This is a genomic window from Bacillus sp. DB-2 (assembly GCF_003315125.1).
In the GTDB taxonomy this organism is placed as follows: domain Bacteria; phylum Bacillota; class Bacilli; order Bacillales; family Bacillaceae_G; genus Bacillus_A; species Bacillus_A mycoides.
Genome location: NZ_QNRN01000033.1, coordinates 1 through 14903, shown reverse-complemented (window position 1 = coordinate 14903; position 14903 = coordinate 1). Strand labels below are relative to the sequence as shown.

At 37.2% G+C, this 14903-nt stretch carries 16 protein-coding genes, 1 tRNA gene, 1 other RNA gene and 1 other annotated feature; of the genes, 14 read left to right on the top strand and 4 right to left on the bottom strand.

Translation table 11 applies throughout. The features are described from left to right. Window positions 1-95: 95 nt before the first annotated feature. Window positions 96-1097, bottom strand: coding sequence for a YaaC family protein (locus DET63_RS29835; RefSeq protein WP_113938640.1), 1002 nt, complete (start codon window positions 1095-1097; stop codon window positions 96-98). Window positions 1098-1212: 115 nt separating this feature from the next. Between DET63_RS29835 and guaB the strand changes: the two genes are divergently transcribed. From guaB to DET63_RS29800, 7 genes are all read left to right on the top strand, one after another. Then, window positions 1213-2676, top strand: coding sequence for an IMP dehydrogenase (guaB, locus tag DET63_RS29830; protein WP_002107266.1), 1464 nt, complete (start codon window positions 1213-1215; stop codon window positions 2674-2676). A gap of 113 nt (window positions 2677-2789) precedes the next feature. Further along, a complete protein-coding gene (locus DET63_RS29825; RefSeq protein ID WP_142675696.1) occupies window positions 2790-4097 on the top strand; it encodes a serine hydrolase in 1308 nt (435 codons plus the stop codon). A 159-nt stretch (window positions 4098-4256) separates the two neighbouring features. Then, window positions 4257-5144, top strand: coding sequence for a pyridoxal 5'-phosphate synthase lyase subunit PdxS (gene pdxS / locus DET63_RS29820; protein WP_002009615.1), 888 nt, complete (start codon window positions 4257-4259; stop codon window positions 5142-5144). Window positions 5145-5162: 18 nt separating this feature from the next. Then, a complete protein-coding gene (gene pdxT / locus DET63_RS29815) occupies window positions 5163-5753 on the top strand; it encodes a pyridoxal 5'-phosphate synthase glutaminase subunit PdxT (RefSeq protein WP_113938638.1) in 591 nt (196 codons plus the stop codon). Between the two features lie 54 nt (window positions 5754-5807). Then, window positions 5808-6028 (top strand) — a binding site (T-box leader). 51 nt (window positions 6029-6079) lie between these two features. Then, on the top strand, window positions 6080-7354 hold the full coding sequence (serS, locus tag DET63_RS29810; protein WP_002009617.1) for a serine--tRNA ligase: 1275 nt from the start codon (window positions 6080-6082) through the stop codon (window positions 7352-7354). Window positions 7355-7508: 154 nt separating this feature from the next. Continuing rightward, window positions 7509-7601, top strand: a tRNA-Ser gene (locus tag DET63_RS29805). Between the two features lie 166 nt (window positions 7602-7767). Further along, entirely contained in the window at window positions 7768-8163 is a 396-nt protein-coding gene (locus tag DET63_RS29800) for a sigma factor-like helix-turn-helix DNA-binding protein (RefSeq protein ID WP_002029297.1), read from the top strand. Between the two features lie 35 nt (window positions 8164-8198). Here DET63_RS29800 and DET63_RS29795 read toward each other — a convergent pair whose 3' ends face one another. The 3 genes from DET63_RS29795 to DET63_RS29785 all read right to left on the bottom strand — a co-directional run bounded on the left by DET63_RS29795 (window position 8199) and on the right by DET63_RS29785 (window position 10168). Then, window positions 8199-8867 (bottom strand): deoxynucleoside kinase, encoded by a 669-nt coding sequence (locus tag DET63_RS29795; protein WP_002009620.1) that lies wholly within the window; start codon window positions 8865-8867, stop codon window positions 8199-8201. Between the two features lie 2 nt (window positions 8868-8869). After that, complete coding sequence (locus DET63_RS29790; protein ID WP_113938637.1) at window positions 8870-9505, bottom strand: deoxynucleoside kinase; 636 nt, start codon at window positions 9503-9505, stop codon at window positions 8870-8872. 123 nt (window positions 9506-9628) lie between these two features. Further along, window positions 9629-10168 (bottom strand): cysteine hydrolase family protein, encoded by a 540-nt coding sequence (locus tag DET63_RS29785; protein ID WP_002130738.1) that lies wholly within the window; start codon window positions 10166-10168, stop codon window positions 9629-9631. A 106-nt stretch (window positions 10169-10274) separates the two neighbouring features. On the opposite strand from DET63_RS29785, the gene tadA reads away from it, so the two are divergent. From tadA to DET63_RS29750, 7 genes are all read left to right on the top strand, one after another. Beyond that, window positions 10275-10769, top strand: coding sequence for a tRNA adenosine(34) deaminase TadA (tadA, locus tag DET63_RS29780; protein ID WP_002063356.1), 495 nt, complete (start codon window positions 10275-10277; stop codon window positions 10767-10769). A 78-nt stretch (window positions 10770-10847) separates the two neighbouring features. After that, window positions 10848-11112, top strand: an RNA gene (gene ffs / locus DET63_RS29775) — signal recognition particle sRNA large type. Window positions 11113-11244: 132 nt separating this feature from the next. Continuing rightward, on the top strand, window positions 11245-12933 hold the full coding sequence (gene dnaX, locus DET63_RS29770; protein WP_002029302.1) for a DNA polymerase III subunit gamma/tau: 1689 nt from the start codon (window positions 11245-11247) through the stop codon (window positions 12931-12933). A gap of 25 nt (window positions 12934-12958) precedes the next feature. After that, on the top strand, window positions 12959-13285 hold the full coding sequence (locus DET63_RS29765; protein WP_170935248.1) for a YbaB/EbfC family nucleoid-associated protein: 327 nt from the start codon (window positions 12959-12961) through the stop codon (window positions 13283-13285). A 14-nt stretch (window positions 13286-13299) separates the two neighbouring features. Further along, on the top strand, window positions 13300-13896 hold the full coding sequence (recR, locus tag DET63_RS29760) for a recombination protein RecR (protein WP_002009629.1): 597 nt from the start codon (window positions 13300-13302) through the stop codon (window positions 13894-13896). Between the two features lie 14 nt (window positions 13897-13910). Further along, a complete protein-coding gene (locus tag DET63_RS29755; RefSeq protein WP_002009631.1) occupies window positions 13911-14132 on the top strand; it encodes a YaaL family protein in 222 nt (73 codons plus the stop codon). A gap of 262 nt (window positions 14133-14394) precedes the next feature. Further along, on the top strand, window positions 14395-14664 hold the full coding sequence (locus DET63_RS29750) for a pro-sigmaK processing inhibitor BofA family protein (RefSeq protein WP_002063354.1): 270 nt from the start codon (window positions 14395-14397) through the stop codon (window positions 14662-14664). Window positions 14665-14903 lie beyond the last annotated feature (239 nt).

Here is a 14903-nt window from a genome sequence, read left to right as displayed (position 1 = left end):
CTCTCTAGCGCCGATGGTAGTTGGGACCTTGTCCCTGTGAGAGTAGGACGTCGCCAAGCAAGCTAAAAACACGAGTCATTTGACTCGTGTTTTTTTTATTTCCCATGAAATAGGCCCGGTTCTGCTAGTAAAAATGCTGAAATATAGTAAGGGATTTTTTGAGCAGAAATATTGAGAAATTGATAAATAAACGGATAATCTTCAGATCCATAGCTTCCAAGTAAGTCATACCACCAATCTGTTTCATACCTAGAAATCATACTTAAATTATAGAGCAATAAATAATGAACAAGGAGCTCAGGCAACACTGGCTTAGAGTTTCTAGGGTCAGTCGTAAGTGGTAAATAATACGTGTCAGTAAGATGCTCATAGTATAAAGGTGTGCTATACATAGGATTCCATGATTGAATAGGTGCTGAAAAAAACACATTTAATTCATTGTTTTTCTCAGGTACGTGTTGTATTGATAAATGCTTACAAGCTGTTTCGATGTAACGAGAAAATCTCTCTTTGGTCATATGTAGTCGATCTAGTATGTTGACTGAAAAAGAGAGTTCATTTTTATTTGTTGAATCAATTTTATATAATGTTGTTCCTTTTTGACTATAGCGAAATAAATGTTGTAATTCAGGGATTTTCCCCATTAGCTCTAACATATTAAACTTTTCTGTTTCTAAGTGTTTCATGTGAAACAGTTGTTCTGCCACGTGAGTAAATAGTCCATTTTTCTGTATTTTCACTTCATCTTCTAAAAATTGATATCCTTGTTTTTTTCGTTTACGGGTTGTCACTCCATGTGCTAAAACGGTTGTTGATTCTGGATAGTTTGGATTAATAGTTAATAAACAGGCTTTAAAAAGTTGCCCCATCCCATAAAATAACAGCATTGGCTGAATGGAAAATGGCGCTGTTTTATATAATTCATAATAATTTTTACCGTGTTCTAAGTAATAAATAAATGGATAACAATTTTCAAAACTTTTTTTTTCAGCATCTTGTATGGAGGATTTTTCATAACAACGGGCAAGATAACGTTGTACATTTTGAGATGAAAAAAAGAAACTTAATTGCTGCCAAGTACAATGTGTTTGATGCATATATTACGCTCCTTTTATTGTCTAAAAATTCTAACATATATATACGTCCTTGACAGTATTTTAACCAATTGATAAGCTACTAATAATAATTTCTGGTATCATGGGGGGAACAATTATGTGGGAATCTAAATTTGTTAAAGAAGGTTTGACTTTTGATGATGTATTACTTGTACCAGCGAGGTCAGATATATTACCAAGAGAAGTAAGTGTTAAAACAGTTTTATCTGAAAGCTTACAGTTAAACATCCCGTTAATTAGTGCAGGAATGGATACAGTAACAGAAGCTGACATGGCTATTGCAATGGCTCGCCAAGGCGGTTTAGGAATTATTCATAAGAATATGTCTATTGAGCAACAGGCAGAGCAAGTTGATAAAGTAAAGCGCTCTGAAAGCGGCGTTATTTCAGATCCTTTCTTCTTAACTCCAGAACATCAAGTATATGATGCAGAACATCTTATGGGAAAATATCGTATCTCAGGTGTACCAGTTGTAAATAATTTAGATGAGCGAAAATTAGTTGGTATTATTACAAACCGTGATATGCGTTTCATCCAAGACTACTCAATCAAAATTTCTGACGTAATGACAAAAGAACAGTTAATTACAGCTCCAGTTGGTACTACACTGGAAGAAGCTGAAAAAATCCTACAAAAGTATAAAATTGAAAAGCTCCCTCTTGTTGATAATAACGGTGTATTACAAGGGCTTATTACAATAAAAGATATTGAAAAAGTAATTGAATTCCCAAACTCTGCTAAAGATAAGCAGGGACGCTTATTAGTTGGAGCAGCTGTTGGTGTAACGGCTGATGCTATGCTTCGTATCGATGCATTAGTAAAAGCGAGTGTAGATGCAATTGTACTTGATACAGCTCATGGGCATTCTAAAGGTGTTATTGAAAAAGTAAAAGAAGTTCGTGCGAAATATCCAGCACTAAATATTATCGCTGGAAATGTTGCTACAGCTGAAGCAACGAAAGCATTAATTGAGGCTGGTGCAAACGTAGTTAAAGTTGGTATTGGACCAGGTTCTATTTGTACAACGCGTGTTGTAGCTGGTGTTGGTGTACCACAATTAACAGCAGTTTATGATTGTGCAACAGAAGCTCGTAAACACGGTATTCCAGTTATTGCTGATGGCGGTGTTAAGTACTCTGGTGATATGGTTAAAGCTTTAGCAGCAGGAGCACACGTTGTTATGCTAGGTAGTATGTTTGCTGGTGTTGCTGAAAGCCCTGGAGAAACTGAAATTTACCAAGGTCGCCAATTTAAAGTATATCGTGGTATGGGTTCTGTTGGAGCGATGGAAAAAGGAAGTAAAGATCGTTACTTCCAAGAAGGAAACAAAAAACTTGTTCCTGAAGGTATTGAAGGACGCGTACCATATAAAGGACCTTTAGCAGATACAGTTCATCAATTAGTTGGTGGATTACGTGCAGGTATGGGATATTGCGGAGCGCAGAATTTAGAATTCTTACGTGAGAATGCACAGTTCATTCGTATGTCAGGTGCTGGTTTACGTGAAAGCCATCCTCATCACGTACAGATTACAAAAGAGGCTCCAAACTACTCATTGTAATGTCTTATATACAAATAGACAGAGATTTGATATCTCTGTCTATTTTTTTTTGATTATGTTAGAATAACGGTTATGTGAGTACATAGATATTGGGGGTAGCAAAAGTGAAAGGTATGTTTTGCAAAAGATTCATTGCGTTGGTAACAGTGCTTACAATAGCTTGTAGCATGTTTGCACCATATAGCAATGCATCAGCAGAAACAGCAGCTGCTTTAAACATTGAAGCAGGTGCAGCGATTTTAGTTGAAGCGAATTCTGGAAAAATTGTATATCAAAAGAATGCAGATGAATTATTATCAATTGCTAGTATGACAAAGATGATGAGTGAATATTTAGTTCATGAAGCAGTGGATAAAGGAAAACTTAAGTGGGATCAAAAAATTAAGGTTTCTGAATATGCATATAAGATTTCACAAGATGCTTCATTATCAAATGTTGCATTAGAAAATGGTGGCCTGTACACAGTAAAAGAGTTATACGAGGCAATGGCAATCTTTTCTGCAAATGGTGCAACAATTGCATTAGCAGAAGCAATTGCAGGTAAAGAAGTAGATTTCGTAAAAATGATGAATGATAAAGCGAAAGAACTAGGATTGAAAAATTATAAATTTGTTAATTCTACGGGTTTAACGAACAAAGATTTAAAAGGGATGCATCCTGAAGGTACAACACCGGATGAAGAAAATAAAATGTCTGCGAAGGATGTTGCAACTTTAGCGCAACATTTAATTAAAGATTATCCAAAAGTGTTAGATACAGCAAAAATCCCGAAAAAAGTTTTCCGTCCAGAAAAAGAGAAATTTGGGATGTCGAACTGGAACTGGATGTTAAAGGGTTTAGTTAAAGAATATGACGGAGTAGATGGTCTAAAAACAGGATCAACTCCAGAAGCAGGGGACTGCTTCACTGGTACGGTTGAACGAAACGGTATGCGTTTTATTTCTGTAGTTATTAAAACAAGTTCTCATACAGCGCGTTTCGATGAGACGAAGAAATTATATGATTATGGCTTTGCTAACTTTGAAATGAAGAAAATGTATGAAAAAGGTTCTTCGGTCAAAGGAAAAGAAACAGTAAGAGTTGAAAATGCGAAAGATAAAGATGTAGCAGTTCAAACGAAGCAAGCTGTTTCACTTCCGATGCCAAAGGGAAGTAAAGACGTTTATAAAACAGAATTTAAAGAAGGAAATAAGGGACAAGAAGCACCTCTGAAAAAGGGAGTTGCACTTGGACAAATGGTTGTAACGTCTAAAGATAGTAATGATCCTGGATTTTTATCAGGAAAATCATTACAAGTAGACCTTGTAACAAAATCTGAAGTAGAAGAGGCAGGCTGGTTTACACGTTCTATGCGCGGAATTGGTTCTTTCTTTAGTGGTATGTGGAATGGTGCTATTGATACAGTAAAAGGTTGGTTTTAAAAGCTCCTCATTGTAGGAGCTTTTTCTTATTCCTATTTTTCATACCGACTTTATGAAAAAGTAGTAGACAAGCATCAGATAGTTAATGGTAGAATGTAAGAGTATTCTTAATTTTCTTCTTTAACGGGGAAAGCAATTCACCTAGGGGGGTTTTTGTACATGACAAATGTAACAGGGACAGAACGTGTAAAACGTGGAATGGCAGAAATGCAAAAAGGCGGCGTTATTATGGACGTAGTTAACGCTGAGCAAGCAAGGATTGCAGAAGAGGCAGGCGCAGTTGCTGTTATGGCATTAGAGCGTGTACCTGCAGATATTCGTGCAGCAGGTGGCGTTTCTCGTATGGCAGATCCAACAATTGTTGAAGAAGTTATGGGTGCTGTATCAATTCCGGTTATGGCAAAATGTCGTATCGGTCACCTTGTAGAAGCACGTGTATTAGAATCATTAGGGGTAGACTATATCGATGAGAGTGAAGTATTGACTCCTGCTGATGAAGTATACCATTTAAATAAACGTGATTACACAGTTCCGTTTGTATGTGGTTGCCGCGATATCGGAGAAGCTGCACGTCGTATTGCAGAAGGTGCAGCTATGCTTCGTACAAAAGGTGAACCTGGAACAGGAAACATTGTAGAGGCAGTGCGTCATATGCGCCAAGTCAATGCAGAAATCCGTCAAGTTGCAAGTCTACGTGAAGATGAGTTAATGACATATGCAAAAAATACTGGTGCTCCTTATGAAGTACTACTTGAAATTAAACGCCTTGGTCGCCTGCCAGTTGTAAACTTTGCAGCAGGTGGTGTAGCAACACCAGCAGATGCAGCGTTAATGATGCAACTTGGTGCTGATGGTGTATTTGTTGGATCTGGTATCTTCAAATCAGAGAACCCAGAGAAATTTGCACGTGCAATCGTTGAGGCAACGACTCATTATGAAGATTACGAACTAATTGCAAGCCTTTCTAAAGGATTAGGTAATGCAATGAAAGGTATCGAAATTTCAACGTTATTACCAGAACAACGCATGCAAGAGCGTGGATGGTAATTAAAGGAGATCTTTAAAATGGTGAAAATCGGTGTGCTAGGTCTTCAAGGTGCAGTTCGTGAGCATGTAAAATCAGTTGAGGAAAGTGGTGCAGAAGCTGTTGTTGTAAAGCGTATAGAGCAACTTGAAGAGATTGATGGTCTTATTTTACCAGGCGGTGAAAGTACAACAATGCGCCGTCTTATTGATAAGTATGCTTTCATGGAGCCTCTTCGTACATTTGCGAAGTCTGGTAAACCAATGTTTGGTACATGTGCAGGAATGATTCTTCTTGCGAAAACACTTATTGGCTATGAAGAAGCACATATTGGTGCTATGGATATTACGGTTGAGCGCAATGCGTTCGGACGCCAAAAAGATAGTTTTGAAGCTGCACTTTCAATGAAAGGTGTGGGAGAAGACTTTGTTGGTGTATTTATCCGTGCTCCGTATGTTGTAAATGTAGCTGATGATGTTGAAGTACTTTCTATGCATGGCGAGCGAATGGTAGCGGTAAGGCAGGGGCCGTTTTTAGCTGCTTCTTTCCATCCGGAATTAACGGATGATCATCGTGTAACAGCATACTTTGTAGAAATGGTAAAAGAAGCGAAAATGAAAAAAGTTGTATAAGTAACTTGCAACTTGTATAAGATTATAGTAAATTGATGATAACAATTTTATAAAATAAGCGTGTTGATAGGAAGTAGTAACAAATGTTGTTTCTTATAGAGAGTCGATGGTTGGTGGAAATCGATAGAAACAGTTTGTGAATCCATCCTGGAATGGAATGTGGAATATCTTTTGATTAGTAAACATTCCCGGTGAAGAGCCGTTATTTCTACTTGAGAGGAAAGCGGTAATGCTTTCAACTAGGGTGGCAACGCGGGTTAACTCCCGTCCCTTTGTATAGGGACGGGAGTTTTTTGTGTTTTATAAAATAAAAGGAGGAGTATATAATGCTTGATATTAAATTTTTACGTACGAATTTTGAAGAAGTAAAGGCAAAATTACAGCATAGAGGCGAAGATTTAACGGATTTTGGTCGCTTTGAAGAACTTGATACGAGAAGAAGAGAGCTACTTGTTCAAACAGAAGAACTAAAAAGTAAACGTAACGAAGTATCTCAACAAATTTCAGTATTAAAGCGTGAAAAGAAAGATGCGGAAGCTCTAATTCTAGAAATGCGTGAAGTTGGGGAAAAAGTAAAAGATCTTGATAATGAGCTTCGTACAGTTGAAGAAGATTTAGAAAGATTAATGCTATCTATCCCAAATATCCCTCATGAATCTGCTCCAATAGGTGAAACAGAGGATGATAACGTAGTAGCACGTACTTGGGGAGAAGTGAAAGAATTTACTTATGAGCCAAAACCGCATTGGGATCTTGCTACTGATTTAGGGATTCTAGATTTTGAACGTGCTGGGAAAGTAACAGGAAGCCGATTTGTATTTTACAAAGGTGCTGGTGCAAGATTAGAACGTGCTTTGATTAGCTTTATGCTTGACCTTCATACTGATGAGCATGGATATGAGGAAGTATTGCCTCCTTATATGGTAAACCGTGCAAGTATGACAGGAACAGGACAACTTCCGAAGTTTGAAGAAGATGCATTCCGTATTGAAAGTGAAGATTATTTCCTAATCCCGACAGCTGAAGTACCTGTAACGAATATGCATCGTGATGAGATTGTGAGTAAAGAGCAATTGCCGATACGATATGCTGCGTTTAGCTCATGCTTCCGTTCTGAAGCAGGTTCAGCTGGTCGTGATACACGTGGTTTAATTCGCCAACACCAATTTAATAAAGTTGAACTTGTTAAGTTCGTGAAACCAGAAGATTCTTACGAAGAGTTAGAAAAATTAACAAATGATGCAGAGCGCGTGTTACAATTATTAGAGTTGCCATATCGCGTTATGAGCATGTGTACAGGAGATTTAGGATTTACAGCAGCGAAGAAATACGATATTGAAGTATGGATTCCAAGCTATGGTACATATCGTGAAATTTCTTCTTGTAGTAATTTTGAGGCATTCCAAGCGAGACGCGCGAATATCCGTTTCCGTCGTGAGCCAAATGGCAAACCGGAACATGTTCATACACTAAATGGATCTGGTCTTGCAATTGGACGTACAGTGGCAGCTATTTTAGAGAACTACCAACAAGAAGATGGTACAATTATAATTCCAGAAGTTCTTCGCCCTTATATGGGAGGAAAAACAGTTATTAAATAAGTTAAAACATTCATCGGTATGAGTGATTGGTAATTATGGACGTTGTCAGCAGTGTCATAAAGGAGAGGGGAAGTAAAATTTTCCTTTCCTCATAATTTATTATAGTAGGGTTGACTAACTGTTTTTCTTTTGATATTATATTTGATGTCAATATGGAGGTATACCCAAGTCTGGCTGAAGGGATCGGTCTTGAAAACCGACAGGCGGCGAGAGTCGCGCGGGGGTTCGAATCCCTCTACCTCCTCCAGATATAATTGACAACAGCGCATATAAGTGGAGATTGGAGAACTCGTTACCAACACGTAACGAGTTTTTATTTTAAAACCAATCATAAAGTATGATGTAAGGATATAGTGTCCTTATTACACACTCATATTCCGATGATTATCTTCATAGATATGAAAGGAGTTAACATGGATCTTATTATACAAACGTTTCCTTTAGATGGAAAAACTTTATATTATGTACAATGTCCTGTCTGTAAGAACAATAGAATTTTAAACAGTGGTGCAAATGTGTCGCGCATTATAAGTGATGATACATTCCGTAAACTTTGTGGTTGCACTTGTGATGTAAAACAGGTTGCAAAAAAAGTAGAGGTACCAAAAGAAGCTGAAAAACCAGCTGTGCAAAAAGAAGTAACTCCAAAACGTACAGGGAAATTACTAACAGCAGTAATTAATGGGAAAGAATTGACTGTTAAAGAGATTGCTGAAACATATGATATTAGTACGAGTACTGTTCGTCAGCGTATTAATGCAGGAAAGCCAGAGAGTGAAATTATTGCTCCGACAAAAAAGAAAAAGTAATTTCATAGGAAAACCCGTGCATATGCACGGGTTTTTTATTTTACAAGTTTACGTGTTTGTTTTAAAAAATGTCCAATTTTTTTAATGATTGGTTCGATTGAATCGCCATCTTTTAAAATATCGTATTCATTAATGTTTAATCGTAAAACAGGGCATGAATTAAAGTTATTAATCCAGTTATCGTAACGTCCATGCATCTCTTTCCAATATTCAATTGGTGTTTGCTGCTCCATGGGACGTCCTCGTTCTTGAATACGATCGACAATATCATCAAAAGAACCTTCTAGGTAAATTAATAAGTCTGGATGAGGGAAGTAAGGAGTCATGACCATAGCATCAAATAAACCTTTGTATGTTTCATAATCAGTTTCAGTCATTGTACCCTTTTCGTAATGCATTTTTGCGAAAATACCAGTGTCCTCATAGATAGAACGGTCTTGAACAAAACCGCCACCATATTCGAAAATTCTTTTTTGTTCTTTAAATCGTTCTGCTAAAAAGTAAACTTGTAAGTGAAAGCTCCAGCGTGTGAAATCAGCATAGAACTTGTCCAAATATGGGTTGGAATCTACTTTTTCAAAAGATGTACGATAACCTAAAGCGTTAGCCAATGCAGTTGTCATAGTTGATTTACCGACACCTACTGTTCCAGCAATAGTGATAACTGCATCATTTGGTATATCATATTTTTGCCTTAAATTCATTGTTATTTCGACTCCTTCAAGAGAGTATTTTGAAGAGCTGATAAGATGACATTTAAATCATCAGGATTGCTTACAAAATCCATATCGTCTCCATTAAATTTTAATACCGGAATATCCGGATGGTCCTTTTTGAAAGCATTCATTGCTGTTTCGTAATCTTTTGTAAGCTGTAGCAAGTAATTTGGATCCATATTTTTTTCGAATTCTCTTCCGCGCATGGCAATTCGTTTTTGTAATGTTTCTAGGCTTGCTGTTAAATAAACGATGACATTTGGTACAGGCATATCTTGCGTAAGAATGCGATAAATTTGCATGTATTTATCGTATTGAGAATCTTTTAATGTACGGGATGCAAAAATTAAATTTTTAAATATATGATAATCTGCTACTACAGGCTTTCTTTGATTCAAATACTTTATGTTAATATCCTCTAGTTGTTTGTATCTATTACAAAGAAAGAACATCTCTGTTTGAAAACTCCATTCGTCGATGTCTTCGTAGAATTTTCCTAAAAAAGGATTTTCATCAACAATCTCTTTTAGTAAGTGGAGTTGCATGTGAGTTGAAAGTTCCTTCGCAAGTGAAGTTTTTCCAACACCAATTGGTCCTTCAACCGTGATAAATGGTACTCCGGTCACGCTGTTTCCTCCTTTCAATCAGTGATTTACCGTGACTACTAAAAACACAAAACAGAATTATTGTAGCACAAGAGGAGAGCGAGCGGACTAATTTGATATAAAAAGTTAGAAAATAGATATGTATTAATTAAATTTTATTTGGGATGACGGTACAATATTTGCCTTTAATGTGGCTTCCATTATTTTTAAAGCATGTTCATTATCTTGCTCGTTATTAGAAGCGATGCAATCCCGTGGTACATAAAGTGTATAATTTCTCATATGGGCATCATTAGCTGTAAAAAGGATGCATATGTTCCCGGCAATTCCTGTTAAAATGAGATTTTCGATTTTTAAATAACCTAATAAAGAATTCAAAGGTGTTTCATAAAAAGCAGAGTAATGTGGTTTAATAAAAATATAATCGTCAGTATGCGGAGCAATGGCCTCGATAATATTTTTACTATACTCATTTGTACAATGAGTGATAAGTTGATCAATATCAGATCTCCAAAGTTGATAGTGATCATTGACATAAATTATTGGATAGCCCAATGATTTCATGGTGTCCTTTAATTGTAAAATGGGGTTCTTTATAATTTCACATTTCTGTGCCAGGATGGGTCCGTGGGAGAATTGAAAATCATTAATCATATCGATAATGAGTAAGGCAGTATTTTTCATATGTAATTCCCTCTCTTTCTTCTTTAGGTTGGATTGAATTTGTAAAAGTTATCCCACCTGCAAGAAATGAAAAAGTGTATTTTATTTTTGGTGAAAGGACTATATTATGGAGCGAGATATATATTTTATGCAGTTAGCAATAGAGGAAGCGAAGAAGGCGGAGGCGATACAAGAGGTACCAATTGGTGCTGTAATTGTGCTAGATGGTGAAGTGATTAGTGTCGCACATAACTTAAGAGAAACTGAACAGAGATCAATAGCTCACGCCGAGCTCTTAGCTATTGATGAAGCTTGCAAAAAATTAGGGACATGGCGTTTAGAAGATGCAACGTTATATGTAACATTAGAACCTTGTCCAATGTGTGCAGGGGGAATTGTTTTATCGCGTATAAAACGGGTTGTATATGGTGCGAGCGATCCGAAAGGCGGATGTGCAGGTACGTTGATGAATCTTTTAACTGATGAGCGTTTTAATCATCAGTGTGAAGTAGTGGCTGGTGTACTTGAAGAGGAATGTGGTACGTTGTTAACGATTTTTTTTAGGGAGCTTCGTAAGAAAAGAAAAGAAGTGAAAAAACTAGAGAAAAGTAATGGTAACTAACGTATTTGCATTTTGTAAAAAAACAAGTTATACTGATAATGCCTTATCCAAGGCAACCGAATATTGGTTTTAACTTTGCCGTGCTAAGCGGGGAGGTAGCGGTGCCCTATACTCGCAATCCGCTCTAGCGAGGCTGAATCCCTTCTCGAGGTTATGCTGCTGTAAGGTCTGCCTTAAGTAAGTGGTGTTGACGTTTGGGTCCTGCGCAACGGGACCCCGTGAACCTTGTCAGGTCCGGAAGGAAGCAGCAATAAGCGGGTTTTCTCGTGTGCCGCAGGAGTGCCTGAACCGAGCTAACTGCTTGAGTAACGCTTATGGTACGTAATCGACAGAAGGTGCACGGCAGTTATATATGTATACAAAACTCACCTTTATATAAAGGTGAGTTTTTTGTATGGAAAATAACTTTTGGAATCTATAAACAGAATGGGTTATAATAAATAAGATAATAACCTTTGAGGGAGGCCGTATTTTCGTGTCATACCAAGCGTTATACCGAACATGGAGACCGCAAAAATTCGAAGATGTAGTCGGTCAAAAGCACGTGACAAAAACGTTGCAAAATGCCCTTCTTCAAGAGAAAGCTTCACATGCTTATTTGTTTTCGGGTCCGAGGGGAACAGGGAAAACGACAATTGCAAAAGTATTTGCAAAGGCAATTAACTGTGAACACGCCCCGGTAGCTGAACCTTGTAATGAATGTCCTTCTTGTTTAGGAATTACACAAGGGTCTATTTCAGATGTATTAGAAATTGATGCGGCTTCAAATAACGGTGTAGATGAAATTCGAGATATAAGAGATAAAGTAAAATATGCTCCAAGTGCTGTAGGATATAAAGTATACATTATTGATGAAGTTCACATGCTTTCTATGGGTGCCTTTAATGCGCTTTTGAAAACTTTAGAAGAGCCGCCAGGACATGTTATTTTTATTCTGGCGACAACAGAACCGCATAAAATTCCAGCTACAATTATTTCGCGTTGTCAGCGTTTTGAGTTTCGAAAGATATCAGTAAATGATATCGTTGAGAGATTATCGACGGTCGTGACAAATGAAGGTACGCAAGTAGAAGATGAAGCGTTACAAATCGTAGCGCGTGCCGCCGAAGGTGGTATGCGTGATGCGCTCAGTCTTATTGATCAAGCTATTTCTTATAGTGATGAGACGGTGACGAGTGAAGATGTTTTAGCTGTAACAGGATCTGTATCTCAGCGATATTTGGGTGACCTGGTAGAATGTATACGTGAAAATGATGTATCAAGAGCGTTACGTATTATAGATGAGATGATGAGTAAAGGGAAAGATCCAGTTCGCTTTATGGAGGATTTCATTTACTACTATCGTGATATGCTTTTATATCAAACTTCACCACAATTAGAACATATGTTGGAACGGGTAATTGTAGATGATCAATTCCGTACGTTAAGTGAAGAAATGCAACCGGAAGTAATCTATGAAATTATTCATACCCTTAGTAAGGGACAACAGGAGATGAAGTGGACAAACCATCCAAGAATATTCTTGGAAGTTGTTATGGTGCAACTGTGTCAGCAATTTATGATGCAAGCAAACGGCGCAGATCGTTTACAAGCGATTATGAATAGGATGCAGCAGCTGGAGAAAGAGTTAGAGCAAGTTAAAAAGAATGGCGTGCCAGCTGGTGTGCAGCAGGAAGTAAGAGAGACGCGGGCAACACCAAAACCGGTACGAACAGGAAGTATGAAAATTCCTGTTGGACGTGTGAATGAAGTGTTAAAGCAAGCGAAGCGTCAAGATTTAGAACAGTTAAAAGCTGTATGGGGCGAATTATTAGGAAGGCTCAAGTCACATAACAAAGTAGCATTTGCTGTTTTATTAGAAAATAGTGAACCAGTTGCGGCTTCGGATGATACCTATGTGTTAGCATTTCAATATGAGATTCATTGCAAAATGGCTAGTGAAAATCGAGAAGCGATGGATACATTGGAACAAACTCTTTTTGAATTGTTAAGTAAAAGGTTAAATATGATTGCTATCCCAAAAAGTGAATGGGGTAAAATTCGTGAAGACTTTTTACAACGCGAAGGTGGGGATTCTGAAGAAAGCCCAGAACAAAAAGAAGATCCTCTTATAGAAGAGGCTGTAAAATTAGTAGGGCAAGAACTTATTGAAATAAAAGAGTAATAATAATGAGGAGGAATTAATTATGATGCGTGGCGGAATGGGAAATATGAATAATATGATGAAACAAATGCAAAAGATGCAAAAAGACATGGCGAAGGCGCAAGAAGAGCTTGGCGAAAAAACAGTTGAAGGTACAGCTGGCGGCGGAATGGTTACTGTTATTGCAAATGGTCATAAGCAAGTTCTTGAAGTGAAAATTAAAGAAGAAGTTGTAGATCCAGAAGATATCGAAATGTTACAAGACTTAGTATTAGCTGCAACGAATGATGCACTTAAAAAGGTTGATGAACTTTCAAACTCTACAATGGGCAAATTTACAAAAGGCATGAACTTACCAGGTGGAATGTTCTAGGAGGATATTGATATATGCATTATCCAGAACCGATATCAAAATTAATCGATAGTTTTATGAAGTTGCCAGGAATCGGACCGAAAACAGCGGTTCGATTGGCATTCTTCGTGTTAGATATGAAAGAGGATGATGTACTAGGTTTTGCGAAAGCACTTGTGAATGCAAAGCGAGATTTAGCGTATTGTTCTGTGTGCGGACATATCACTGACCGCGATCCTTGTTATATTTGTGACGATTCGCATAGGGATCAATCGGTTGTTTGTGTAGTACAAGAGCCGAAAGATGTAATTGCGATGGAAAAAATGAAAGAATACCAAGGTGTATATCATGTTTTGCGTGGTGCCATTTCTCCAATGGAGGGAATTGGACCAGAGGATATTAATATCCCGCAGTTATTAAAGAGACTGCAAGATGAAACAGTACAAGAAGTGATATTAGCAACAAACCCTAATATTGAAGGGGAAGCCACAGCGATGTACATATCCCGCCTCTTAAAGCCAACAGGAATTAAAGTAACTCGTATTGCACATGGTCTGCCAGTTGGTGGAGATTTAGAATATGCAGATGAAGTAACACTATCGAAAGCTTTAGAAGGCCGTAGAGAGATATAAGAGGAGAAGGGAAAATGTTCTTTCAAAAAAAGGGTAAGTTGCGTAAAGAGTATGACGATAAGTTAATTGTATTATTAGAAAAGGTAAAGAATGAATGGCTACGTCAGAAGAGACTGGTTGAACAAAGTGTTGAGCCGTCCCAAGATGTACTTTGTTCTTTAAAAATAGCAGAGGCGAAATATTTTTTCTTGTTAAAAGAAGCAAAACGTCGTCCTGTGAAAATGGAACAATGGTAAAAGGTCCTGCTTTTTAAAGCGGGACCTTTTGCTTTTTATAGATTTATTTGTGAGTAACAGGGCTACTTTATTTTTGGGATATAAAGAGGAGAAAGAAAAAGTGGGAATGGAATTAGTTGTATCTAATTGTTAGTGCTTAGAAGAAATATTATTGATTAAAGGTTATAAAGACGAAGTGGTAGGAGTTATGTTATAGATGTTCTTTTTTCTTGTCTTGTCCCATACAAATGGATATGTATAGGTCATTCATAAGGAGGAAAAAATGAATTCTACAATTATTATTGTTGGCATTCTTGCTTTAGTTTTTATTTTTCTTGTTTTTGGTGTTTCTGCTAAACCAATACGTTTTATAGGGAAAGCACTCTTTCATGTCACTTTAGGTATAGCGTTACTATTTATTGTGAATGTTGCAGGGACATATTTCGATTTTCATATTCCAATTAACATGGGCACAGCTACAGTATCAAGTTTATTAGGGGTGCCAGGTGTTGCTGCATTAGTGATTATTAAGCTATATATAATGCCAAGATAAATTTATTTTGGCATTTTTTAAAAAAGCGTTGACTTACCGATTAGTAATATGATAAATTAATAAGCGTCGTCAGGAACGAAAGAAAAAAGTTGTTGACAGATTCAAGTCAAAATGTTAAATTATAAAAGTCGCTGAAACGCGGCATTGAACTTTGAAAACTAAACGAAACAAACAACGTGAAACGTCAATTTTTATTTTTAGATGCTAGACAAACTAACTTTATTGGAGAGTTTGATCCT

Coding starts and splice junctions, on each gene's coding strand:
- DET63_RS29825 (WP_142675696.1), top strand. CDS start 2,790: ATGTTTTGCAAAAGATTCATTGCGTTGGTAACAGTGCTTACAATAGCT.
- DET63_RS29795 (WP_002009620.1), bottom strand. CDS start 8,867: ATGAATTTAAGGCAAAAATATGATATACCAAATGATGCAGTTATCACT.
- guaB (WP_002107266.1), top strand. CDS start 1,213: ATGTGGGAATCTAAATTTGTTAAAGAAGGTTTGACTTTTGATGATGTA.
- DET63_RS29800 (WP_002029297.1), top strand. CDS start 7,768: ATGGATCTTATTATACAAACGTTTCCTTTAGATGGAAAAACTTTATAT.
- DET63_RS29750 (WP_002063354.1), top strand. CDS start 14,395: ATGAATTCTACAATTATTATTGTTGGCATTCTTGCTTTAGTTTTTATT.
- DET63_RS29835 (WP_113938640.1), bottom strand. CDS start 1,097: ATGCATCAAACACATTGTACTTGGCAGCAATTAAGTTTCTTTTTTTCA.
- DET63_RS29755 (WP_002009631.1), top strand. CDS start 13,911: ATGTTCTTTCAAAAAAAGGGTAAGTTGCGTAAAGAGTATGACGATAAG.
- serS (WP_002009617.1), top strand. CDS start 6,080: ATGCTTGATATTAAATTTTTACGTACGAATTTTGAAGAAGTAAAGGCA.
- tadA (WP_002063356.1), top strand. CDS start 10,275: ATGGAGCGAGATATATATTTTATGCAGTTAGCAATAGAGGAAGCGAAG.
- pdxS (WP_002009615.1), top strand. CDS start 4,257: ATGACAAATGTAACAGGGACAGAACGTGTAAAACGTGGAATGGCAGAA.
- pdxT (WP_113938638.1), top strand. CDS start 5,163: ATGGTGAAAATCGGTGTGCTAGGTCTTCAAGGTGCAGTTCGTGAGCAT.
- DET63_RS29785 (WP_002130738.1), bottom strand. CDS start 10,168: ATGAAAAATACTGCCTTACTCATTATCGATATGATTAATGATTTTCAA.
- recR (WP_002009629.1), top strand. CDS start 13,300: ATGCATTATCCAGAACCGATATCAAAATTAATCGATAGTTTTATGAAG.
- DET63_RS29765 (WP_170935248.1), top strand. CDS start 12,959: ATGCGTGGCGGAATGGGAAATATGAATAATATGATGAAACAAATGCAA.